We start from the raw sequence: 23,728 nt of genomic DNA, 5'->3' as shown, positions 1-23,728 counted from the left end.
CCTCACGTGAGCAACGGGCAGTGCTCGCAGTGCCCTACCCAATCGACCTTGTAGCTCAGGCAGCAGGTGCGGCGTCGGCGCCGACCTGAGGCCTCCAGGCTGACAGCGGCATATAGCGGACTATCGGCTGACGTCAGTAGCCGGGCCATGCCGCTGTTATCGCCTTCGGCGTGTTGCAGCGCCTGGTCCAGACAATCACCGGCATTGCCCCACAGCACTCCGGGCATCAACGGCCCCAGCTTCGCCAGGCGAGCCACCAGCGGTTGCAGGTGCGCCGTCACCACGGCCTCCAGCCCCAGGCAACTGGCACCCCGCCCGCTCAAGGCCAGCGGCAAACCGCGGTCATCGAGGGTCACGTCGGTTGCGTCGAACACCGGCAGCGCTGCTCCCTCCAGCAGCCGCTGCCATACGCTGGCGAAGTAGTACTTGGACCACTGCGACACCAGCACCGATCGCTGCGCAGGCATCAATTCCGGGCCATACAATTCAAGCAGCAGGGCCTCGAAGCGCGCCGGTTGCAGCAACTGCTGCACAGACACCGTGGCACTCATTGCGCATCCTGCGTGCGCGGCCAGCTCAAGCTGAATCGGGCGCCCCCCAACTGCTCGCTGCGCGCGACCGAGGCCCGACCGTTATGCCAATAGATGATGCGCCGTACAATCGACAAGCCCAGGCCATGCCCACCTGAAGCTCGGGTACGGCTGTCGTCGAGACGGGTAAAGGGAGTGAAAATACGGTCCCAGACATTTTCCGGCACGCCCGGGCCGTCATCGTCGACGTCGATCCGACAACGCTGTACACCCAACTGGTAACTGAGGCTGACCTGTGACTCCGCGTGGCGCATGGCGTTGCTCACCAGGTTCTGCAGGGCACGGTGCAGATAACGCGGCTCGGCCTCGACCCAATGTTCCTGGCCTTCCATTTCTGACACTTCCACCTGGCACGGCCCGCGCACAACCCTGACCTCACGACGCAGTGGCGCCAGTTCGGCAATCACTTGATCGAGCAAGGCGTCGAGGTCAACACGCTGAAAATGCAAAGCCGGCGCCCCTTGTTCAAGGCGGGCGTAGGTGAGCATCTCATCCACCAGTTTGTCCAGGTCATGGATATCACCGTCCATGCCGGCCAGGTACTTTTCACGGGCCTGATCATCCCGGGCACTGGCAATCATTTCCAGACCAAAACGCAAACGTGCCACCGGGGTACGCAGTTCGTGGGACACCGCGCGCACCAGCTCACGCTGAATCGCCAGGGAACGCTGCAGATGCTCGGCCATGCCATTGAAGGCGGCGGCCAGGCGCCCGACTGAGTCGGCATCGTCAGCGGCCACACGGGTATCCAGGCTGCCTTGGGCGATGCGCGTGGCTGCGCTTTCCAGGTCAGAGAGGCGACGCTCCAGCTGGCGCACCAGCAGATAGACGATCAGGCCGATCAGGCACAGCCCCAGCAGGGCAATCAGCGCCAGCAACTGTGGTGGATAGGGGTTCATCTGGTAGAGCGGGCCGATCTCCAGTACCCACGGTGTGCCCACCAGACCGGACACCACGCGGATCGAGTCTCCATCTTTGCCCAGCGCCATCACCGTGTCGCCTTCATCGACACGCCGACGCTGGTCGTCGTCCATGTCGATCTGCTCCAGGCGACGCAGGCTCAGGTCGAATCCAAAGCCTTTGTTTCGCTTGATCTCGGCGAGCCGGCGCGGCTGTTCGCCAATCGGGTAGCGCACCAGTTCATCGACGAGCAGATAAATAGTCGCCCGCGCCAATTGCTCGCTGATCTGCTCCACCTCACCGGTGAGCAGCAGGTCTTCTGTGCCAACCTGGCGCATGACCCGCGCTGCGTGAGGCCCTGTCTTCTCTACCAGCACCAGGCCGCGTTGCAATTGACTGCGTTGCCCGCCGTCGAGCCCCGCGTCTGCCGTGGACTGCAGTTCCAGTGGGATACCGAGCAAACGCCCCCAGATCAACAACGTGCGCTTGCGCTCAAGCTCGCCCAATGACACCAGGTTGTCGGCCATCAAGGTAAAGGTGCCGTGGGCCAGGCGTTCGCGGTACTGGTCGGCACGCACTTCGTTAAGCAGGTGCACGCTGAGCGCGCCGAGCACCGCCACCAGCACCAGAGCAGCCAGCATGCCGCCATAGATGCGCAGGAAAATCGAGTTCATCGCGCTTGGCCCATGGCCTCGGCTGCCTCACGCACGAACAGATAGCCTTTACTGCGGATGGTCTTGATCATCCGCGGGTGCTCAAGATCATCGCCGATTCTCGGGCGAATTCTGGAAATACGTACATCGATGGAGCGGTCCTGGCCGTCGTAGGCGACGCCGCGCAACGAGGTGAAGATCTCTTCACGGGAGAGGATGCGCCCGGCATTGCTGACCAACAGCCAGAGCAAGTCGAACTCGGCGCTGGTCAGATCGATCCGTTCCTCACGCAGCCAGGCTTCACGCAACGTGTTGTCCACCCGCAGAGGGCCGAACTGCAGGCTTTGCGAGGGCTCGCCTGGCGCAGGCTCGGTGCGACGCAACAGTGCATTGACTCGCGCCAGCAGCAGGCGCGGGCGTACCGGCTTGCACACATAGTCATCGGCGCCCTGGTCCAGGCCCTGGACCTGATCCAATTCGTCGCTACGAGCGGTGAGCATGAGGATCGGCCCGGCGAACTGCTGGCGCACCTTGCGACAGATACTCAAGCCGTCTTCATTGGGCAGCATCAGATCGAGGATCACCAGATCCGGCTGCTCGGCAATGATCCGCGCTGCGGCCTTGCCACCATCGCCTTCGACACTGACGTCAAAGCCGTTGGCCTGCAGGTACTCTCGGGTCAGATCAGCCAGACGCTGGTCATCCTCAACGATCAATACCTGACTGCGCTGCTGCTCCACGGCTCACCTCGACGGCTTGTTGTTATTGAAAAAGTGCCCACGGTGCTGCTGCACCAAAAGGCAACACCGGCCCCGGATACTACGTCGGGCACCGACGCCTGCCAACCATCGCCATCAGTGGTCATAAAGTACCGCGTAGAATGCTCGGAAGACCTTCGGAATTGTGGTAGGGTGCGCGCCCGAAAAATTCCACCTGGATAACCGCTGCCGGTGAAAAAAGGGTGACAGACGGTCATCTCGCGCTAAGACGCGGCCTACAAGGCGTTGACCAAAATCACTCACAAACTACACACAAGTTATCCACAGAGCACCAACTTGCAATACCCCTGAGACCGCATTATCTTGTATCCCTATCGAAACAAAACACTACATCTTGGGGTTTGAAGCAAATCCCAAGCACAAGTCAAGTAAAGAACTCAAGCCCTGTAACAGTGCTTTTTTTGCTTGAACTTTAAACGTAATACGCAGCCAAACCGCTCCTGCGGAGGCGACCGTTGCAAACCCTTGGAGGGTGTTGTTTCGGGTACGGGTGTTGCAAGCCATCGGCACACCTGACAGCAACAGTTTTGAGTCGTGGATTCAGAACCTTTGACTTCGGCCAGGGAGCGGCAAACGATTGCCCCTTTTTTCCTGATCTGTCCCGAAGTGAGTATGCCCGACCTGGTCGGCATGCCGGAGCGTCGTGCTTCCGTGTGCCACCGGGTCGGTTGTTGGGCTTTCGGACGGAACGGTTGGCGCCCACAAGGCGCCTAAACAAACTTAGAGAACGTGGAGACACCCATGCAAACCGACACAACTCGCGAGAACCCGCAGGCCAAGGTGCCGCAGGCCGCCGATTCGAATCAGGATCTGGCTGCTACCGCCCCTGGCCAACTGCGTGTGATCAAGCGCAATGGCACTGTCGTCGCCTATACCGACGACAAGATCACCGTAGCCATCACCAAGGCGTTCCTTGCAGTTGAAGGCGGCACTGCTGCTGCCTCGTCGCGTATCCACGACACCGTTGCCCGCCTGACCGAACAAGTCACCGCGACCTTCAAGCGTCGCATGCCTTCGGGCGGCACCATCCACATCGAAGAAATCCAGGACCAGGTTGAACTGGCCCTGATGCGTGCCGGCGAGCAGAAAGTCGCCCGCGACTACGTGATCTACCGCGACCAGCGCGCCAAAGAGCGTGCTACCCGCAGCACCACCGAAGCCGCCGTGCAGCCGCACCCAAGCATCCGTATCGCCCTGGCTGACGGCAGCCTCGCGCCACTGGATATGAACCGCCTGAACACCATCATCTCCGAGGCCTGCGAAGGCCTGGCCGAAGTCGATGGCGACCTGATCCAGCGCGAAACTCTGAAGAACCTGTACGACGGCGTAGCCCTCAAAGACGTCAACACCGCACTGGTGATGACCGCCCGTACTCTGGTTGAGCGCGAGCCGAACTACTCGTTCGTTACCGCCCGCCTGCTGATGGACACCCTGCGTGCCGAAGGCCTGGGCTTCCTGGGCGTGGCCGACAGCGCCACTCACCACGAAATGGCCGACCTGTACGCCAAGGCCCTGCCGGCCTACGTTGCCAAAGGCGTCGAGTTCGAACTACTGAACCCTGCCCTGGCCGACTTCGACCTGGAAAAACTGGGCAAGGCGATCAACCACGAGCGCGACCAGCAGTTCACCTACCTGGGCCTGCAAACCCTGTACGACCGTTACTTCATCCACAAGGATGGCGTGCGCTTCGAACTGCCTCAGGTGTTCTTCATGCGTGTGGCCATGGGCCTGGCGCTGGAAGAAAAAGACAAAGAAGCCCGTGCGATCGAGTTCTACAACCTGCTGTCGTCCTTCGACTACATGGCTTCGACCCCGACTCTGTTCAACGCCGGCACCCTGCGTCCACAGCTGTCGAGCTGCTACCTGACCACCGTGCCAGACGACCTGTCGGGCATCTACCACGCGATCCACGACAACGCCATGCTGTCGAAATTCGCCGGTGGCCTGGGCAACGACTGGACCCCAGTACGTGCACTGGGCTCCTACATCAAGGGCACCAACGGTAAATCCCAGGGCGTTGTCCCGTTCCTGAAAGTGGTCAACGACACCGCTGTTGCGGTTAACCAGGGCGGCAAGCGTAAAGGCGCTGTGTGTGCGTACCTGGAAACCTGGCACCTGGACATCGAAGAATTCATCGAACTGCGCAAGAACACCGGTGATGACCGTCGTCGTACCCACGACATGAACACCGCCAACTGGATCCCTGACCTGTTCATGAAGCGTGTCTTCGATGACGGCAAGTGGACCCTGTTCTCGCCAAACGAAGTACCGGATCTGCACGACCTGACCGGCAAGGCCTTCGAAGAGCGTTACGAGTACTACGAAGCCCTGACCGAGTACAACAAGATCAAGGTGTTCAAGACCATCCAGGCCAAAGACCTGTGGCGTAAAATGCTCTCGATGCTGTTCGAGACCGGCCACCCATGGCTGACCTTCAAAGATCCGTGCAACCTGCGTAGCCCGCAGCAGCACGTGGGCGTGGTCCACAGCTCGAACCTGTGCACCGAGATCACCCTGAACACCAACAAGGATGAGATCGCCGTCTGCAACCTGGGCTCGATCAACCTGCCGAACCACATCGTCGACGGCAAGCTGGACACCGCCAAGCTGCAACGCACCGTGAACACCGCTGTGCGCATGCTCGACAACGTGATCGACATCAACTACTACTCGGTGCCGCAAGCGCGCAACTCGAACTTCAAGCACCGCCCTGTCGGCCTGGGCATCATGGGCTTCCAGGACGCGCTGTACCTGCAGCACATCCCTTACGGTTCCGACGCTGCCGTCGAGTTCGCCGACAAGTCGATGGAAGCGGTCAGCTACTTCGCCATCCAGGCTTCGTGTGACCTGGCTGATGAGCGCGGTTCCTACGAGACCTTCCAGGGCTCGCTGTGGTCCAAAGGCATCCTGCCGCTGGATTCGCAACAGATCCTGATCGAAGCCCGTGGCCAGAAGTACATCGACGTCGACCTGAACGAAACCCTGGACTGGGCACCGGTACGTGCTCGCGTACAGAAAGGTATTCGTAACTCGAACATCATGGCCATCGCGCCGACCGCGACCATCGCCAACATCACCGGCGTGTCGCAGTCCATCGAGCCGACCTACCAGAACCTGTACGTGAAATCGAACCTGTCGGGCGAATTCACCGTGATCAACCCGTACCTGGTTCGCGACCTCAAGGCCCGCGGCCTGTGGGACTCGGTCATGATCAACGACCTGAAGTACTACGACGGTTCGGTTCAGCAGATCGAGCGTATTCCACAGGAACTCAAAGACCTGTACGCCACTGCATTCGAAGTTGAAACCAAGTGGATCGTTGACGCCGCCAGCCGTCGTCAGAAGTGGATCGACCAGGCACAGTCGCTGAACCTGTACATCGCTGGCGCTTCGGGCAAGAAACTGGACGTCACCTACCGCATGGCCTGGTACCGTGGTCTGAAAACCACCTACTACCTCCGTGCCCTGGCCGCGACCAGCACCGAGAAGTCGACCATCAACACCGGCAAGCTCAACGCCGTTTCCAGCGGTGGCGACAGCGCCCCGGTCCAGGCTGCTGGCCCAGCGCCAGTGCCTAAGGCCTGCGCGATCGACGAGCCGGATTGCGAAGCCTGCCAATAAGGCAGTACCCCTGTGGGAGCGGGCTTGCCCCGCGATAAAGCCCCTCCCCCAGTACAGAAAAAAGGTCAGGGCCCACCCTGACCTCCTCCGCGGAGCCCTGCTCCCGGAAGCATTCCAAGTTTTTGCGTGCACCGCAGTACCTAACCGCAAGCACCGCAACCAAGATCCACCGGCCATACTGAAGATGGCCCTCAAGCAGGAGACCCACCATGCTGAGCTGGGACGAATTCGATAAAGAAGACGGCGAAGAAGCAGCCAAAGGCGCCACCGCCACTCAAGCCGCTGCCGCCGGCATCGACAAGCTGGACAACGCTGGCGGTGTTGCCGCCCTCGAAGCCCGCGCTGTAACGGCCGATGACTCCGAAGCAGTCAAGCGTGCCAAGGCTGCCCTGGACCAACTCGACATCGCCGAAGGCCTGGCTGAGCTGGAAGGCTCCTCCGCCCGCGTCGCGGTCGATGAAAAGCGCATGATCAACTGCCGCGCCGACCTCAACCAGCTGGTACCTTTCAAATACGACTGGGCCTGGCAGAAGTACCTGGACGGTTGCGCCAACCACTGGATGCCGCAAGAGGTCAACATGACCGCGGACATCGCCCTGTGGAAGAGCCCTGAAGGCCTGACCGACGACGAGCGTCGCATCGTCATGCGTAACCTGGGCTTCTTCTCCACCGCCGACTCCCTGGTTGCCAACAACCTGGCCCTGGCCGTGTACCGCCTGATCACCAACCCTGAATGCCGCCAGTACATCCTGCGCCAGGCGTTCGAAGAGGCGATCCACACCCACGCCTACCAGTACTGCATCGAATCGCTGGGCATGGATGAAGGCGAAATCTTCAACATGTACCACGAGATCCCATCGGTCGCGAAAAAAGCCGCCTGGGGCCTGAGCTACACCCGCGCGATCTCCGACCCTGAGTTCAACACCGGCACCGTCGAAACCGACAAAGAACTACTGCGCAACCTGATCGCCTACTACTGCGTTCTGGAAGGCATCTTCTTCTACTGCGGCTTCACCCAGATCCTGTCGATGGGTCGTCGCAACAAGATGACCGGCGTTGCCGAACAGTTCCAGTACATCCTGCGTGACGAGTCCATGCACCTGAACTTCGGTATCGACGTGATCAACCAGATCAAGATCGAAAACCCGCACCTGTGGGATGCCGAAATGAAAGAAGAAGCCTCGCAGATGATCCTGCAGGGCACCCAGCTGGAAATCGAATACGCACGCGACACCATGCCGCGCGGCGTACTGGGCATGAACGCGGCGATGATGGAGGACTACCTCAAGTTCATCGCCAACCGTCGCCTGTCGCAGATCGGTTTGAAGGAAGAGTACCCAGGTACCACCAACCCGTTCCCATGGATGAGCGAAATCATGGACTTGAAGAAAGAGAAGAACTTCTTCGAGACGCGGGTTATTGAGTATCAGACTGGTGGTGCGTTGAGCTGGGATTAATGCCTTGCTGACACCGTCTCACGGAATGTGAAACGGAAACACCGAAAAGGGCTGCCAAATGGCGGCCCTTTTTTTGTATTAGCATTGGCTCACAAGAGCGATTCCAAGGAAGGTTAAAAAATGCAAAGCAACGCCCCAAACAAAGCATCCAAGTGGAGCACTTACTACGAGCATCACCAGGATCGCCCAGCGTCTTCGCTGCTTTGCGCAGCAATTGATTTGGCCAGCCCTCACACTTCTACTAAAAACGCTGTGGATCTGGGCTGTGGCTCTGGCAACGAAACTCGGGCGTTGCTCCAGGCAGGTTGGCGTGTGCTGGCTTTGGACCAAGAACCGGCCGCTATTGAAAGGGTTCAGGCCATCGGCAACGAATATCCTGATGCACGCCTGGAAACGGCGCTGCAACGGTTTGAGTCTCTTGAAGCTTTGCCCCCATCATCGTTGATCCATGCTGGTATGGCCTTGCCCTTTTGCCATCCGGCGCACTTCGAAAAGTTCTGGTCGGTGGTGGTATCTGCACTTTTGCCAGGCGGGGTTTTCGTGGGGCAACTCTTCGGCGACAGAGATGGCTGGGCTTCAGACCCGAGCAGAACGTTTCACTCAGAATCAGAGGCTCGCGCGCTGTTTCATGAGCTTAACGTGAAGACCTTTGAAGCCCATGAATACGACGGAGCCAGTCTGCGGGGGACCAAGCATTGGCACCGCTTCGATTTCATTGCTCAGAAGCCGGTGTCGAGCGGTTGATTTTCAGAAAGAGCCTACAGCCTCGCCTGTTGCCCTTTACCGCCATCCCTTTTACCTTCGTACCTGGCGCCTAAGAAACGCCCCCACACAGCGGTCCACCCGCTCCCGACAGATGCGGCATTTTTGTGCCTGTGGTCTACTACTGCGCGCATGAAACACTCTGTTATGTCGGGAGTGGGCTAATACAAGACCCGTAAGGGGAATATGTCCGGCCTTCTGTGTGGGGTTTCTTAGCTCCCGACACCCAGCCTTGAAATGGCTGATAATCGCAGAGGTAAAGGAAATGCCTATCGAGAGTTGCGGTCACGCCCCCACCCTCTTCACCCGCCACAATCGCCCGCTCCACGCCCTCTGGCTGGAATCCCAAGCCTGGTTCTGCGCCCACGAACTCGGGCGGCTGACAGGGCACTTCTACAACCAGAACTGCATTCGCAAACTCGACCCGGACCAGCATCGCCGCGTGCTACTGCTGCGTTATGGTCACTACCAAACCACCACTATGGTCAGCGAATCCGGCGCTTATACCCTGCTCGCCCATCATCACATTCCGGAGAACCGTCACCTGCGGCACTGGCTGACCCACGAGGTGGTGGCGGTACTGCGTGACGGGCAGGAATTGGCGATGGCGGATTTACCGCGCCTGGGGCGGATGTGCTGGCCGGGTGGGCATACGGCGAGCTTGTTGTATTGGCAGAGCGAACCGTGGGTGCGCTTACGAGATGTGCCGGTGGTGATGGCAACGGAAGGGCCGGTGAAGCGCAAGCTGAGTTGGCGTGCATGTGCGCAGCGGGCGCTGGGAATGCACGGAGGATGATGAGCACCAGGCCCGGTGGGAGCGGGCCTTGCCCCGCGATCGGCTGCGCAGCAGCCGTAGATGCAACTGGCACATCGAGGCGCCGGGTCGCAGGGCAAGCCAGCTCCTACTGGGGTTCGGTCATGTACGGATCCTGGAGGACGCCTTGGCGTTTTGTGTCACGTGGTAGGCCAACACCAAACTCAGCGAGAAAAAGGACACGAGCACTGTAGCTACCGGCAGCCATTCAATCGCCTGCTGAGGAAACACGTAGGCCAGAAACGGAAACGCATACACGGCAGGCATACGCATCTTGAGCAACCGCAACAGCAGCCACATCAGCACAAGGCTCACTGCCGCAACGGCCACCCAATTATTGAGGTACAGATACACCATCACACCGATGGTTGCCGACAGCGTCAAGGCCAGGGTCTGCTTCAGCACCATTCGCCAGCTGTACATTTTCATGTGCAAGGTTTCGTACACCACAACAGCGACCGGCGGCAGAACAGCCAGGTGCGGGTTGCCAAGCGAGGCGGCAATCCCAATAGCGGCAAGAATGATCGCAGCGTACACGGCCAGTACCTTGGGCATGACCACGACCGAGCGATTGTGGTCGGTACGCAACTTGGCCAACTTCACTGCAAACATCAGGGCTAAGGTTGTCGTGACGATGGCAAGCAAAAAGGAGATTTCTGTAGCGTTGGTAACCACGGGGAGAAAACCCGTAGCGAGCGCGGGCGCAAGGCTGTAGCGAAAGACCAGGAAGAACATCAGCATCGCGCCTAGCACGAGCATCAGTTTTGCCGCATACGGAATTGCCAGCAAATTGATACAGAAGCCAAGCAAAGCTGTTGCACTGGGCCACAGGAATATCTTTTCTGGATGCCTCATCCAGTTCTGGTCGCGATAGACCCATAACGCAACGGCCATGGCCGATATTTCGGGCAAGATTATTTCCCGATCGCTGTAGAAACCGGCGATTGCCACCATCGCGACAACAAACATGAATGCACTGAAGTAGGACAGTGCTGTTTGGCGCGGAGTCAGTGCTGAATGCTGCATAGCAGCTCCTTTCAAAGTAGATACGGACCCGTTTTCGTGGGGCGACAGCAAACGGCTGTCCAAGGCGGTGTGATGCTAAAGCTTCCCCTGCGGGGAAGGTCAATTGCCTCGAAGACAACGGTAGGAGCGGGCTTGCCCCGCGATGCGATGCAACTGACAGATCGCTATCGCGGGGCAAGCCCGCTCCTACCAGGGGGGAAAAAATTTCTGTTTGGCTTTGTCCCTTTTTCGATCTGGATCGGCATAGCAATCGATAATGATTTCCACTTCGGTGGAATTGCATCGAGACTGCATAGGATCCCGATTGATGTTCCGCCATCACCCACAACTTCCGTCTTTGCTTTGTGCTTCATTGTTATTAGCTGCTGCGCCTGCGGTTCAAGCCGAGCAGTCGGCTGAAAAGCGCTATTTTTCCCTGCCGGCCGGGCCTCTGGGCCTTAGCCTTGCGCGCCTGGCCGAACAGGCCGGGATTCGTCTGGCCTTTGATGCCCGGTTGGTCGACAAGCTTGAAGCGCAACCTCTGCAAGGCAACTTCAGCCCCGCCTCTGGCCTGCAGCTGTTATTGGAAGGTACCGGGCTAACGTATGAAGCGGTCGATGGCGGATATTTGGTCAAAGCACAAAAAGGCTGGCAGCCCGACAGCGTGCGACTGCCGAGCACCAACGTCACCACACCGGCGATGCAGGAAGAAAACCGCTTCGCCCACCCGTTCAGGCTGACCTCCGAGCAAATCGAGCAACGCCCCCAGGCCAACAACAACCTCACCGACCTGTTGCGCAGCCACCCGGTGGTGCAATTTTCCAACAGTAGCCAGAACGGCCTGAGTCAGGGCGAGATCAAACCAGACTCAATCTCTATCCACGGCTCACGCCCCTACCAGGGCTTGTTCAGCCTGGACGGCATGCGCATGAACAATGACCTCGATCCGGTCGATGCGGGTAACGGCGTGACCATGGCTTCAGGTACGTCCAGCGAGCAGGGGTTCTACCTCGACAGCCGCTTGATCGACAGCCTTGAGGTCCATGACTCGAACATTTCCGCCCGCTACAGCGGCTTCACTGGTGGCGTGGTTGAGGCGACTTCGCGCAGTTGGCGCGGCGGCCAGGCCGGGCAGCTGTATTACCGCCACACCGATGCCGACTGGAACTCGACGTTTACCGACGACCGCCTGGACTTCGACAGTTCCAACAACAGCATGTCGCACCCTTCGCGCTTCCAGCCCAGTTACCAAAAGAGTGACTACGGCTTTTGGGGCGAGACGCAATTGGCAGAAAACCTTGGCGTGGTGGTCAGCGCTTCGCGGCGGGACTCGAAAATCCCCATGCGCGATCTTGGCGGGCTGGGCATCGAGCTCGATGGAGACGAAGTGATTGCTTTCAATCACCCGGCAAGCAATCGCCTGCAGCGCCGCCAGTCAGACAATCTGTCGACCAAGTTCAGCTGGTACGCCACCCCGGAAACCACCCTGCACTGGACGGTACTGTACTCCGGTTATGAGGAGCAGATGTTCCAGAACACCGTGGCCAACTCGGGCTATCAGAACAGCCATGATGGCCTGGCCAGTATCCTCAGGCTGGAGCACCTGACTTCACTGGGACAGTTGGAACTCAATGCCAGTTACCGGCACATGGCCGACATCCGTGACAGCGATACCGACTATCGTGTGTCGTTGCTCGACGCCACTGACTGGCGCAACCCCACAACCTATAACTATGGAGGCCCCGGTAGCCTCAACAGTTATCAGGACACTGCGGAGTTGTCCGGCCAGTTCGCCTTTGACCGCGTTTTCGCTGGTGGGCTGGGGCACCGCGTAACCGTTGGCGGTGGAGTCAGTCAAGTCGATGCAAAATTCGAACGCGAAGAAACCTACTACGCCGCCAACTACAACTTGTACGAAGAGGACATCTGGTTGCGCCAGGTGGATGCCTTTTTCGCCGGCTCCGCCAGCACCCGCTACACCAGCTACCACCTGTTCGCCGAGAACGAGATGGACTGGGGGCGCCTGACCGTGCGCCCGGGTCTGCGCCTGGATCGTGACGACTTCATCGACCAGAACAACGTAGCCCCGCGTCTGTCGGTGTCGCTGGATGCCTTTGGTAACGGCGCCACGGTGCTCAAAGCCGGTGCCAACCGCTACTACGGCAGCTCCATGCTCACTTACGCGCTGTATGGTGCACAGAACGGCGGCCTCAAGCACTGCTCCTTTGACTGCTTTCCGATCATCGACAACGGTGACGGTACCTGGGACTCGACACCGGATTACGAAGGGCTGGACAAGCTGAAGACGCCCTACAGCGATGAGTTGATGCTCGGCATAGACCAGCGTTGGGGCAACAGCCTGTGGGCGCTGCAGTACGTGAATCGTAAGCACCGTAATGAAGTGCGCAGCCGACCCAAGTACCCGGACAGCCGCGCCCGCCACGAGCGTGGCATCAAGGAGTTCGTCAACGACAGCAAAACTGACAGCGATAACGTCTACCTGAGCGTCAGCATGATTGAACCGTTGCGCGCCCTGTATGCCGAGCACCGCTTCAGCGCCGCCCTGGCCTGGCAAAAAACCCACAGCGACACAGCGCTGGAGTTGGGTTACAGCGACATCGACCTGAGCATGAAGCTAGACCCGAGCAAAGCCTGGTTCGAAGGCAAAGTGATTGATGCCAAAGACCTGCCCGCCAGCGACTTCAACGCACCGTGGAAGCTCAACCTCGATTGGCAGACCGACTGGCAGGATTACGGCCTGTCGCTGTTCAACCGCCTGACCTGGGAGAGCAGCCGCGACCAGGTGTACAAGCACGACACTGGCGTAGACGGCTATTACCCACTGCCCGACAGTGACCTGCGGGTGCGTAAGTACAGTTCGGCACGTATCGGCTCACTGTGGCGCTGGGACACCAACGTGCAATGGAAACCGGCCTTCGCGCATGGCCTGGGCTTCAATGCGCAGGTCAATAACCTGTTCAACAACAAGAACCAGAGCGACACGATGTCGTGGAACGGCGGCACCTACAAGATCTACCAGCCGGGCCGGCAGGTTTGGCTGGGAATGACCTACGACTTCTGAGCCCACGCGGCCCTTCGGGGTCGCCTCCTTTGATTGTGGAGCGGCTCGGCAAGGGCCGTGGATCCTGATGATACGACTTCGACAATTCTGGGCCATCACCGGCCCCTTCTGGCGCTCGCGTGAGGCGTTGCCGGCCTGGTTGCTGCTGGCCACGGTCATTGCCCTGACCTTGCTGGGCGTTGCAATCAACGTACGCCTGAACCAGTGGAACGGCGATTTCTACAACGCCTTGCAAGCACTGGATGGCAAGGCGCTGTACCCGCTGCTGTACAGTTTCGTCGGCTTGGTTGCCGCCATGATACTGGTGGTGGTGTATGCCGATTACTTACGCAAGCAACTGCAGATCCGCTGGCGTGCCTGGCTGACCGACCACCTGTGCACACGCTGGCTGTCGCCCGATGCCCGGCACTATCGCCTGCAGTTACAGGGTCGCGAGCCCGACAACCCTGACCAGCGAATAGCCGATGACGTGCGGTTAATGGTTGAGCACTCACTCAAGTTGCTGCTGTCGTTCACCCGTTCGGTGGTTACCTTGATCTCGTTTGTCAGCATCCTGTGGATGTTGTCCGGTGCGTTCACGTTCACTCTCGCAGGCGAGTCGTACCGACTGCCGGGTTATATGGTCTGGACGTGCCTGGCTTACACCCTTGGCGGCATCGCCCTGGCCCACTGGATCGGTGGGGCGCTACCGGGCCTGAATGTTCGCCAGCAACACCGCGAGGCCGATTACCGCAGCGCCCTGATTTTTCGACGCCGACATGCGGATGCAATTGCGGGCCACCGTGGTCAGGCTCAAGACCGTGAAGCACTGCATAGGCGTTTCAGTGAAGTGGTCGGCAACTGGTATGGCCTGATGCGTGCGGAACGCAACCTGGCATTTTTCACTGTGGGTTATCAGCAGGTGACCCTGCTTGCCCCGTTCTTCTTCGCATTACCCAAGTTCCTCTCCGGTGAGCTGCAGCTGGGTGGCCTGATGCGTATCCAGTCGGCTTTCGGCCAGGTAGCGGGCGCATTGAGCTGGTTTATCTACGCCTACCGCGACATTGCCACTTGGGCCGCTTGCGTCGAGCGTTTGCATGGCTTTGTAACGCTGTTGAATGAGCCATTACGAGTGCCCGCAACATCGCCGCCCCCCGCAAACACGGCGCTGCTGGACGCACAGCTTTCGATTCATCGCTGCGACGGTGCGCCCTTGTTGCCGCCTCTGACACTTCATCTGGAGCCGGGCACCCTGACCTTGCTACGTGGACGCTCGGGGTTGGGGAAATCAACACTGCTGCGCACCTTGGCAGGTTTCTGGCCGCACTTTCACGGCCAGCTGGCGCCACATGCCGCCGTATTCTGGGTGCCGCAGGATCTTTATCTCGGGGATGGCTCGTTGGCTGATTTGCTCACCTATCCCCGTCTGACGGGCTCCTTCAGCCGACGCCAATTGTGCTGGGCACTGGATGAGGTGGGAATGGGCCACTGGCACGACCACTTGGATCAAGCCTCTGACTGGTGCCAGCGCGTCTCCGGTGGTGAGCGCCAGCGCCTGATCATCGCCCGGCTTTTACTCAACCGCCCTGCCCTGCTGCTGCTCGACGAGACGCTGTCGGCGCTAGACCCAGCAGCCGCCAGTGCCCTGCTGGGTGTGCTGCGCCAGCACTTGCGCAACAGCGCCATCTTGCTGGTCAGCCATCAACCTCATCTCGCCGCTCAAGCCGACCATCTGATTGATCTGGACACCCTGCCTCAACCTTGCGAGGAACGCTTTGCTCATGAATGTTAAACCTCTGCTAATACTCAGTACGCTGCTGCTGACTGCCTGCAGCGCAGCCGTCGTACCACACGCCGCAGCGCCGGCAGCCAACGAGCCCCGCGCAGAGTTACCGGCAAGACCCGAGCTACAGGACTATCACTTGGCCAACGGCTTGCGCGTCATGCTGGTGCCTCGCGCAACTGATGGCCTGGAGCTGCGCCTACTGGTAGGCAGCGGTTCACTGCAGGAAAGCCCCGAGCAGCGCGGGCTGTCGCATTTTGTCGAACATATGGCATTCAAGGGCAGCGAGCATTTCCCAGGCAAAGCCGGGCTTACGGCGCTGGAGCGCTTGGGCATCAGCCTGGGGCCAGACATCAACGCCGCAACAAGCTTCAACAGCACCCTGTACAAAATATCGCTGGCCGACGATGACAAAAATCATACTGACCTCGCCTTACGCCTGATGGCCGATTGGGCCTCTCACTTGAGCTTTGACCCTGCCGCCTTCGAAGCCGAGCGCGAGGTAATTGTCGAGGAATGGCGACTGCGCCAAGGTGTCGGGCAACGTATCAATCAGCGCATCGACGATTTGCTCTATCAAGACAGCGATTACCAGAACCGCAACCCCATCGGCGACCTTGAAGTCATTCGTCACGCGCCGGTTGAGCAGGCAAAAGCCTACTACCGCGATTGGTACCAACCACAGCGCATGACCTTGCTCCTGGTTGGCCGCTTTGACGAGGCTCAGTTGCGCAGTCGTATCGAAGCATTGTTTGGTGCTCAGCCACGCGGTACTACGCTGCCATCCAGTGCGGCGCAATTTCGTGGTGGCAAGGCATTGCGCGTCGCTTCAGTGTTCGATGCCGAACAGGGGCAGCGCCTGATACAGCTGGCGTTGCAACGCAATTTGCCTGCCGCACTGGAAAGTCAGAACGGGCAATGGCGCGATCTGATCGATGCCTTGTGGTTGAGCGTGCTTGATGAACGTCTGGACCTATTGGTCGAGCAAGGCGTATTCAGCCAGGCTGGCGTTGCCGAGCGAGCTATCTTGCTGGATGCCCGCCGGGCTCAATACCGGATGGTACTGCACCCGCGTGACAGCAACTACGCCAAGGCCAGCGAGCAGCTGTTCACCGAGCTGCAGCGCATGGCCGTCCAGCCGGTGAGCGAGCAAGAACTGGACGCCGCCAAGCAGCGCCTGATGGACAAATTGCAAAACCAGGCTGGCGCTCAGCAGCGCTTCACCAACCAGGCACTGGCCGACGGGCTGGCTCAAGCGGTCGAGTTCCAGATGCCGCTGTTCGACAAGCGCCAACAGTGGCAAATCACTCAAGCCTGGCTGCCCAAAATCGGTGTACTGCACCTGCAGGCTGCTGTCGGCGAACTGCTCGCCGAAGCCTCACCGCGCTTGGCACTGGTGGGACCAAAGGGCGACACCGCGAAGCTCAGCGATGGGCAATGGACAGCACTCTGGCAACGGGCTCTGGCCAGCCAACCGGGGGCTTTCCCCCATGCTGCACGGCAACAGGCACTGACACTCACAGCGCCAACGCCCGGCAGCCTGAGTGATAAAACGTCGCTCGAAGCAGTCGGCGCGGTGCAGTGGCGCTTGAGTAATGGTATGCGGGTCATCGTCAAGGCCGACCCCACGCTTCAGGACAACGTACGCCTGGAACTGCGTCAGTACGGAGGCTCATCACTTGACCCCATCAATCAGGCGGGCCTGTCCCATTGGTCCATCAGCCTGGCTGAGCGCAGTGGCTACGGCGACTACTCAGCGCTGCAACTGGCACGCCTGGGTCAGGCCAGCCAGGTGCAATTGAAGCCTTTTAGCGAAAGTCTGTTCCACGGCATGCGCGGCACAGCGCCGGCTGATGAGTTGGAAACCCTGTTCAAACTGCTGCACCTGAAACTGTCGGCACCGCGCTTTGAACCCGAGCGGCTTGAAGAGATGCGTCAACGTTACAGTGCCAGCCTGGATAACCAACCGGCTGAGCGGCGCTTCATGGATGCGATCAACCGTACGGCCTACAGCAACGGCCAGCGTCTGGTCAGCGATGCTCAGGGCCCTTGGCGCGCATTTGCGGCTGAACAACTGCAACAAGCCTATCGCGAGCGCTTTGCCGTACGCCAGGGTATGACTTTGGTGGTGAGCGGCCCGATGGACCTGGATCGAGTAGAACAACTATCCCGTACTTGGCTGAGCGGCTTGCCAACCGCTCCCGGGCCTGCCCCCCAATGGCGTGACATGGGTGTACAGCCGTTGCAACACAGCATGCAGCACCGTTACCCGTGGTCCAGCAGCCCGAAAACCATGATCAACCTGCTGTACAGCAGCCCTGCTACCTGGCGTGAAGACAATGTCCTGGCCCTGAGCCTGATAGACAAAGTGGCAAATCAGCGATTGCGTCAAGCAATTCGCGAGGAGGCCTCCGGGGTTTATACCATCGGCTTCAGTCAGCTACTGACCCGATTGCCGTCGGCTTATTATCTGGCACGGTTGAGCTTTTCCGCCTCGCCAGAACGCGCCGACGCGTTGACTGCTGATGCACAGAAGGTCGTGGCTAAACTGGCTGATCACGGCATTAGCCAAGGCGAGCTGCAGCAGGCCCGCCAGGCTCAACTCATCGAACTGACACAGCAACGCCGAAGCGCTATCTACTGGGCGGAAGCCTTGGCTCAGGTGGCGATGGTGGACGATGACTTCAGTAGCATCGAAAACGCAGCGCAACGTTTACGCGATCTGGAGCTTTCCAGCGTTAACGCCCTGTGCAAAGCGTTGCTGGGACACCACCCCAAGCTGTTCATCCTGGCGCCCGGCAGCGCTGATGTTCAAACCGCGGGCACCAGCGTCGCCCAGTAGCGCGTGCGGTACTGCACCTTGACTGGCAACACTTGGCTGAGCGTTGCCAGCACCTGCTCCGGGTGCTTCACATCGAAGGCACCCGACACGCGCAGCGCTGCGACTTGCGGGTCGCAGTGCAGACGCCCGCTACGGTAGCGGTCCAACTCCCGGGCGAACAAAGCCAAGGGCATGCCGTCGGTGATCAACAGGCCGCGCGTCCAGGCATCTGAAGCCAACGGCAATGGCTGGCGGTGAACATCGCTGGCCGACACCAGCAGTTGCTGGCCAGCGGCAAGCGGATGCTCTTCGCTACCGCGGTTGAGACTAATTTGCCCCTGATAAACACTGATACGCTGTGGTTCACCCGCCAGCGCGCGAACCGAGAAGCGTGCCTGCCCCGCCCAGATACTCATCTGTGGCAAGTGGATCTGAGTCGATTCGGACACGACGTGGCGCGAGTCGACCATGATCTCGCCTTTCAACAAATCAATCTGCGTGCGCTGAACGTCCGCCTGAACATCCAGAGCGGTCGAGGTGTTCAGGGTGAGCTGAAGATGGTTGGCCAACGCCAGATTGCGCAGTTCACCCGTACTGGTGTGGTAACCGGCACCAAGTTCCGGCCAGACAAGTTGCTGACCACTGTAGGCAATGGTGCCGGCACCACCGAGCAGCACGCACATTTTGCCAATGAAGGCTCGACGCGAGGTAGGGGCTGGAGCTGTCCGCACAGCGTGAAGCACTGACTGGCCCTGAGCACCTGAAAGCCGTTGGCCCAGCCTTTCTACGCGCTGCCAGGCTTGGCGGTTCTGGCTACTGAGCGCAAGCCAGGTCTGCCAGTTGTGATAGTGAAGATCACCGTCCTGTGCTTCACGTAACTCGATAAGCCAATTCAGGGCTTCATTCAGACTCTGTTGCTGCTCACTTGGCGCCGTCATGCCTCAAGCTCCAATTCCAATTCCAGCTCCAGACAACGTAACAACGCGGTATGCATGTACTTCTTGATAGAGCTGACTGTGACACCGAGTCGTTCGGCCGCCTCTGCGTACTTCAGGCCGTCTACCTGACAAAGCAAAAATGCCTGGCGCACCTTTGTTGGCAAACTGCTCAACATACGATCCAGGGCATACAGCGTCTCGAGAATGGAGCAAGTCAACTCAGGGGAAGCTGCCAGGGCTTCAGGTAGGTGCTGAAGTGTTGCCAGGTAAGCGCGCTCAAGTTCTTTGCGGCGCACCTTATCAACCATCAAGCCGTGGGCGATGGTTCGGAGAAAAGCGCGAGGTTCGCGTAGGTCGTTCAGGTCCCTGTGCAGCACCTTCACGAAGATGTCGTGGGCCAGATCAGCAGCATCACTGGAACAGCCCAAGCGTTGTTGCAACCATCCCTTGAGCCAGCCACTGTGATTCTGATAGAGGCTGACGACTACATCCTTGGTTTGCATGATCGATAAGGCGCACGAAATAAACATTAATGATAATCATTATTCTGCGCATTTGAAACGTTAAACGCCATCATACTGATGTCAGTTAGGTTTCCGTCATTCCCTATAGAAGCCACAAGCAGCCCCCGTGCGCCTGCTTCGAGGCTGGTCTAGCATAGTCGTACGCGTGCGGCGGTTTGTTCAGCAGCGACCATCACTAGCAGTGACCAGCAAGGACCTCAGCTATGAACAACGCCAGTCGCGGGTTCTCTCTCCGGGTGCTTATCGCGCTGGCAATCATGCTCAGTACCCTGGTGCTGGGCGGGGTGCTGGCTTACAAAAGTTACCTCGGCATGCAGCAGGCGTTGGTAAGCGCCTCGGCAGACACGGCGCAGCAGTTGAGCCGTACTATCAACGAACGAGCCCGACGCTTGCTCGATCCGGCACTGAGCTCGATTCAGTTGCTGGCCTATGACCCGCTTTCCAAAGCCAGCAATCTGCCGCAGCGACTCGACCGCTTACCCTTGCTGGTGGCCAGCCTTAACGCCAACAAGATGCTCAGTGCGGTGTATGCCGGTTATCCGAATGGGGAATTCCTGTTGGTACGGGTACTACGCGATGACTCGGTCAAACAGCGCCTGCACGCGCCTCCTGAGGCCACGTATCTGGTGCAAAGCATCAGCCTGGACAACAACGGACAACTCCTCGGCGAATGGCGCTTTTACGATGGCCAATTGTCGCTGCTCAAGCATGAGGCCAAGGCCGACTACCACTTCGATCCACGCACCCGCCCCTGGTTCATCGCCGGTATGAACTCAACCTCCACAGCACTGACCAAGCCGTATGTGTTTTTTACCACACGCGAAATCGGCCTGACCCTTTCACAGCGCAGTATCGACGGCGCTGCCGTGCTGGGGATGGATGCTTCAGTGAATGACCTGGGCAGCGGGATTGACGACTTGAGTATCAGCCCCGGCACCGAAATTGCGGTCGTAGACAGCTCGGGCACGGTACTGACCTACCCTGATTTGCAGCGCGTGCTGGTGCAGGAGGGCGAAGCACTGCGGCTGTCGCGCCTTGATGAACTGGGTGTAGACAGCCTCAACCAGTTGTTCAGCGACAACCAGCAAAATACCGGACCCCGGCGCTACCAGTCGGGTGGCCAGGCCTGGTATGGAATGCGCGTGCCGCTGTCGACTTTTGCCCAACATGACATCCATTTGCTGATTGCCGTGCCGGCCGCTGAGTTGCTGATGGGGGCACGCCAGGCATTGGCTGAACAGGTGTTGTGGGCCGCTGCGTTGATACTCCTGCTGTTGGTAGTGGGCTGGGTATTGGCCCAGCGCATCGCCAGGCCGCTGCAAATACTGACGCAGCAGGTAGGGGCGCTGAGCAACTTCGATTTCGGCCGCAAGGTCGGGGTGAAATCACAGATCATCGAAGTTCGCGAACTAAGCCAGGTGCTTGGCAGCATGGCGCGCACCATTAACAACTTCCAGGCGATTACTTTCACCCTGAGCCGGGAAACGCAGCTGGACAATATGCTTGGCGAGGTACTCGACCAATTAGTGGAAGCCAGCACTACCCGCTCCGGAGCGGTTTACCTGCTCGCAAACAACGCCGACACACTACAACTGGCAGCGCATTCCCGAGACACCGAGTACCCTGGCGAACTGCAGCTAACGCACGACAACCAAACCGATCTGGATAGCGCAGTCACCCAAGCTTTGGGGGATCACGCGCAATACCTGACTGTCGCGTTGAACGACCGCAGCGAGCAACTGCTGGGGATCCTGGTATTGCAACTAGGGCCGGCTCAGTTGCAAACGGGGACAACACAGCAACCGTTCCGGCGCTTTGTTCAGGAGCTGTCTGGCGCTGCGGCGGTGGCCATCGAGACGCGGCAACTGATCGAAGCCCAACAACGGCTGCTGGACGCCATCATCAAACTGCTGGCCGACGCCACGGATGCCAAGAGCCCGTACACCGGCGGGCATTGCCAGCGGGTCCCGCAGCTTGCCGAAATGCTCATCGACAAAGTGATTGCAGCCCCAAGTGGCCCTTACGCGCAGTACCAAATGAGCGCAATGGAACGTTATGAGTTCAAGATCGCAGCGTGGTTGCACGACTGCGGTAAGGTGACCAGCCCAGAGTATGTGGTCGACAAGGCCACCAAGTTAGAGACGCTGTATAACCGCATTCACGAGATCCGTACTCGTTTCGAAGTGCTCTGGCGCGATGCCGAGTTGGAGTACTGGAAGGGTGTGGCTGCTGCTGGCGATCAACCCGCGCTGCAACAGGCCCTGCATAACCGCCACGCCGAACTGCAGGATGAGTTCAGCTTCATCGCGAACGCCAATATTGGTGGCGAGTTTATGTCTGACGCGGATATCGAGCGCCTCCAGCAGATCGGTACGCGCCGCTGGTTGCGGCATTTCGATAACCGCCTTGGACTGTCTCGCGACGAAGCGCAGCGCCTGGCCGCAGTGCCCATCCCAGCCCTGCCGGCGGAAGAACGTTTGCTGGCTGACCGTGATGATCATCTGGTGCCTTGGGGTGAACGTAAACCTCCTGTGGTCAAAGACGACCCACGTAACGTCTGGGGCTTCGATATGCGCTTACCGGCGCAGGCGTACAACTACGGCGAGCTGTACAACCTCAGCATCCGTCGCGGCACGTTAACGGAGGAGGAACGCTTCAAGATCAACGAACACATCGTTCAAACGATCATCATGCTCAACACCCTGCCCTTACCACGCCACCTCAAACGTGTACCGAACATTGCCGGCAACCATCACGAAAAAATGGACGGCACGGGCTACCCACGTCGCCTGCGCAAAAGCGATATGAGCATTGCCGAGCGGGTAATTGCGATTGCTGACATCTTTGAGGCGCTGAGCGCAGCAGATCGCCCCTATAAGCCCTCCAAGACGCTGTCGGAGTCTTTGACGATTCTGAGCCACATGGCCCGTGACCAACACATTGATGCCGAGCTGTTCCGTTTGTTTCTTACCAGTGGCGTATACCGCGAGTACGGCGAGAAATTCCTCCACCCCGAACAGCTCGACGAAGTCGATATCCAACGGTACTTGGCGGCACTGGACGAGGTTTAGCCGCATCCGCCTTCAACCTATGCGAAAATACCGGCGCTTTTGTTCAATGTGTGGAGATGTACAGTTTTGGTAATGCACTACTCAACCAGCGGCGACTCAGTCGCTTGCGGCCGCAATGGCAATAACCTCAGCAGCACTTCCGAAACCGATAAGGTTGATTGCAAGTCGTGCCAACGTTCGCTGAGCAAAGTCGACGTGGCCCCAGCCAAAAAAGCCACCCCTTCGCTGGCAGAGCTGCGCAAGCAACGCCTGGAAAGCCAGGCAAGCCAGGCGAAAGCTTCCGCGTTCTGTTTCAGAGCCAGCTGGCGTGAGCGCCTGGCGGCTCAGCCTGATCGCTGCCGCTTGCCTCGAGGTGTAGCGCCGCAGGCTTTTGTTTAATACGCCTACGCAAGTACAAGACCACCCCACGGGGTGGTTTTTTTATGCGCAGGCTTTTTGTGGGAGCGGCGGTGCGGGAGCGGGCTTGCCCCGCGAAGCTATTTCACTGGCACACCGCTATCGCGGGGCAAGCCCGCTCCCACACCGGCACTCCCACAGCCTGGTCTTTTCCAGTGGGCGGAAAAGACAAAACCCCTACCTGCATGTGCAGATAGGGGTTTCGGAATTTAATCTTGACGATGACCTACTCTCACATGGGGAAACCCCACACTACCATCGGCGATGCATCGTTTCACTGCTGAGTTCGGGATGGGATCAGGTGGTTCCAATGCTCTATGGTCGTCAAGAAATTCTGTTGCCAGAAGGTCTTGTTAGACACTCCAGCGAATCGGGTATGTGATATTTGTGAATTGCAAACTTTCGGTTCGTTTCGTCTTCACAACACCGCAATCTGGCTTTCGCTCAAATTGCTTGGGTGTTATATGGTCAAGCCTCACGGGCAATTAGTATTGGTTAGCTCAACGCCTCACAGCGCTTACACACCCAACCTATCAACGTCGTAGTCTTCGAC

The 23,728-nt window shown here is 59.1% G+C and carries 15 protein-coding genes and 2 rRNA genes; 9 read left to right on the top strand and 8 right to left on the bottom strand.

Annotation, left to right across the window (positions count from 1 at the left end; genetic code table 11):
* Positions 1–2: 2 nt before the first annotated feature.
* The 3 genes from fhuF to E1573_RS17700 are packed head-to-tail and all read right to left on the bottom strand — an operon-like array spanning position 3 to position 2,883.
* On the bottom strand, positions 3–551 hold the full coding sequence (gene fhuF, locus E1573_RS17710; RefSeq protein ID WP_133215878.1) for a siderophore-iron reductase FhuF: 549 nt from the start codon (positions 549–551) through the stop codon (positions 3–5).
* Entirely contained in the window at positions 548–2,164 is a 1,617-nt protein-coding gene (locus E1573_RS17705) for an ATP-binding protein (RefSeq protein ID WP_133215877.1), read from the bottom strand. Before E1573_RS17705 ends, fhuF begins: the two co-directional genes overlap by 4 nt.
* A complete protein-coding gene (locus E1573_RS17700; protein ID WP_133215876.1) occupies positions 2,161–2,883 on the bottom strand; it encodes a response regulator transcription factor in 723 nt (240 codons plus the stop codon). The genes E1573_RS17705 and E1573_RS17700 overlap by 4 nt, the downstream gene beginning before the upstream one ends.
* Before the next feature lie 780 nt (positions 2,884–3,663).
* On the opposite strand from E1573_RS17700, the gene E1573_RS17695 reads away from it, so the two are divergent.
* From E1573_RS17695 to E1573_RS17680, 4 genes are all read left to right on the top strand, one after another.
* Positions 3,664–6,543, top strand: a complete 2,880-nt coding sequence (locus tag E1573_RS17695) for a ribonucleoside-diphosphate reductase subunit alpha (RefSeq protein ID WP_133215875.1) — start codon at positions 3,664–3,666, stop codon at positions 6,541–6,543.
* A gap of 209 nt (positions 6,544–6,752) precedes the next feature.
* Positions 6,753–8,000: a ribonucleotide-diphosphate reductase subunit beta gene (locus E1573_RS17690; protein ID WP_133215874.1), complete on the top strand. Its 1,248-nt coding sequence runs from the start codon at positions 6,753–6,755 to the stop codon at positions 7,998–8,000.
* 120 nt (positions 8,001–8,120) lie between these two features.
* A complete protein-coding gene (locus E1573_RS17685; RefSeq protein WP_133215873.1) occupies positions 8,121–8,744 on the top strand; it encodes a trans-aconitate 2-methyltransferase in 624 nt (207 codons plus the stop codon).
* 283 nt (positions 8,745–9,027) lie between these two features.
* On the top strand, positions 9,028–9,558 hold the full coding sequence (locus E1573_RS17680; RefSeq protein ID WP_133215872.1) for a Bro-N domain-containing protein: 531 nt from the start codon (positions 9,028–9,030) through the stop codon (positions 9,556–9,558).
* Positions 9,559–9,678: 120 nt separating this feature from the next.
* Here the strand turns inward: E1573_RS17680 and E1573_RS17675 are convergent, their stop codons facing one another.
* On the bottom strand, positions 9,679–10,602 hold the full coding sequence (locus E1573_RS17675; protein WP_133215871.1) for a hypothetical protein: 924 nt from the start codon (positions 10,600–10,602) through the stop codon (positions 9,679–9,681).
* A gap of 307 nt (positions 10,603–10,909) precedes the next feature.
* Between E1573_RS17675 and E1573_RS17670 the strand changes: the two genes are divergently transcribed.
* The 3 genes from E1573_RS17670 (at position 10,910) to E1573_RS17660 (ending at position 18,267) form a co-directional block, all read left to right on the top strand.
* Positions 10,910–13,663 carry a TonB-dependent receptor gene (locus E1573_RS17670; RefSeq protein WP_165957352.1) on the top strand — a complete coding sequence of 918 codons (2,754 nt, stop codon included), beginning with the start codon at positions 10,910–10,912 and terminating at the stop codon, positions 13,661–13,663.
* A 67-nt stretch (positions 13,664–13,730) separates the two neighbouring features.
* Positions 13,731–15,434, top strand: coding sequence for an ABC transporter ATP-binding protein/permease (locus E1573_RS17665; protein WP_133215869.1), 1,704 nt, complete (start codon positions 13,731–13,733; stop codon positions 15,432–15,434).
* Positions 15,424–18,267, top strand: a complete 2,844-nt coding sequence (locus E1573_RS17660) for a pitrilysin family protein (RefSeq protein WP_133215868.1) — start codon at positions 15,424–15,426, stop codon at positions 18,265–18,267. Before E1573_RS17665 ends, E1573_RS17660 begins: the two co-directional genes overlap by 11 nt.
* Here E1573_RS17660 and E1573_RS17655 read toward each other — a convergent pair.
* On the bottom strand, positions 18,237–19,184 hold the full coding sequence (locus E1573_RS17655) for a FecR domain-containing protein (RefSeq protein ID WP_133215867.1): 948 nt from the start codon (positions 19,182–19,184) through the stop codon (positions 18,237–18,239). The two genes, E1573_RS17660 and E1573_RS17655, sit on opposite strands and share 31 nt — an antisense overlap.
* Complete coding sequence (locus E1573_RS17650) at positions 19,181–19,687, bottom strand: sigma-70 family RNA polymerase sigma factor (protein WP_218568386.1); 507 nt, start codon at positions 19,685–19,687, stop codon at positions 19,181–19,183. Before E1573_RS17650 ends, E1573_RS17655 begins: the two co-directional genes overlap by 4 nt.
* Before the next feature lie 224 nt (positions 19,688–19,911).
* Between E1573_RS17650 and E1573_RS17645 the strand changes: the two genes are divergently transcribed.
* Both E1573_RS17645 and E1573_RS17640 read left to right on the top strand, forming a co-directional pair.
* Complete coding sequence (locus tag E1573_RS17645; RefSeq protein WP_133215865.1) at positions 19,912–22,779, top strand: HD domain-containing phosphohydrolase; 2,868 nt, start codon at positions 19,912–19,914, stop codon at positions 22,777–22,779.
* 72 nt (positions 22,780–22,851) lie between these two features.
* Positions 22,852–23,157 carry a hypothetical protein gene (locus E1573_RS17640; RefSeq protein WP_133215864.1) on the top strand — a complete coding sequence of 102 codons (306 nt, stop codon included), beginning with the start codon at positions 22,852–22,854 and terminating at the stop codon, positions 23,155–23,157.
* 231 nt (positions 23,158–23,388) lie between these two features.
* On the opposite strand, the gene rrf is transcribed toward E1573_RS17640, so the two are convergent.
* Together rrf and E1573_RS17630 are read right to left on the bottom strand one after the other, a co-directional pair.
* Positions 23,389–23,504 (bottom strand): 5S ribosomal RNA (gene rrf, locus E1573_RS17635).
* Between the two features lie 135 nt (positions 23,505–23,639).
* A 23S ribosomal RNA gene (locus E1573_RS17630) occupies positions 23,640–23,728 on the bottom strand; the annotation flags it as partial.

The organism is Pseudomonas sp. H9, from assembly GCF_004353925.1.
In the GTDB taxonomy this organism is placed as follows: Bacteria; Pseudomonadota; Gammaproteobacteria; order Pseudomonadales; family Pseudomonadaceae; genus Aquipseudomonas.
Note: the sequence above shows the minus strand (reverse complement) of the source record. Positions and strands in the feature narration are given on the sequence as shown.

Excerpts from the sequence above, each read along its gene's own strand:
- fhuF (WP_133215878.1), bottom strand. The coding sequence starts at position 551 with ATGAGTGCCACGGTGTCTGTGCAGCAGTTGCTGCAACCGGCGCGCTTC.
- E1573_RS17705 (WP_133215877.1), bottom strand. The coding sequence starts at position 2,164 with ATGAACTCGATTTTCCTGCGCATCTATGGCGGCATGCTGGCTGCTCTG.
- E1573_RS17695 (WP_133215875.1), top strand. The coding sequence starts at position 3,664 with ATGCAAACCGACACAACTCGCGAGAACCCGCAGGCCAAGGTGCCGCAG.
- E1573_RS17690 (WP_133215874.1), top strand. The coding sequence starts at position 6,753 with ATGCTGAGCTGGGACGAATTCGATAAAGAAGACGGCGAAGAAGCAGCC.
- E1573_RS17685 (WP_133215873.1), top strand. The coding sequence starts at position 8,121 with ATGCAAAGCAACGCCCCAAACAAAGCATCCAAGTGGAGCACTTACTAC.
- E1573_RS17680 (WP_133215872.1), top strand. The coding sequence starts at position 9,028 with ATGCCTATCGAGAGTTGCGGTCACGCCCCCACCCTCTTCACCCGCCAC.
- E1573_RS17675 (WP_133215871.1), bottom strand. The coding sequence starts at position 10,602 with ATGCAGCATTCAGCACTGACTCCGCGCCAAACAGCACTGTCCTACTTC.
- E1573_RS17670 (WP_165957352.1), top strand. The coding sequence starts at position 10,910 with ATGTTCCGCCATCACCCACAACTTCCGTCTTTGCTTTGTGCTTCATTG.
- E1573_RS17665 (WP_133215869.1), top strand. The coding sequence starts at position 13,731 with ATGATACGACTTCGACAATTCTGGGCCATCACCGGCCCCTTCTGGCGC.
- E1573_RS17660 (WP_133215868.1), top strand. The coding sequence starts at position 15,424 with ATGAATGTTAAACCTCTGCTAATACTCAGTACGCTGCTGCTGACTGCC.
- E1573_RS17655 (WP_133215867.1), bottom strand. The coding sequence starts at position 19,184 with ATGACGGCGCCAAGTGAGCAGCAACAGAGTCTGAATGAAGCCCTGAAT.
- E1573_RS17650 (WP_218568386.1), bottom strand. The coding sequence starts at position 19,687 with ATGCAAACCAAGGATGTAGTCGTCAGCCTCTATCAGAATCACAGTGGC.
- E1573_RS17645 (WP_133215865.1), top strand. The coding sequence starts at position 19,912 with ATGAACAACGCCAGTCGCGGGTTCTCTCTCCGGGTGCTTATCGCGCTG.
- E1573_RS17640 (WP_133215864.1), top strand. The coding sequence starts at position 22,852 with ATGCACTACTCAACCAGCGGCGACTCAGTCGCTTGCGGCCGCAATGGC.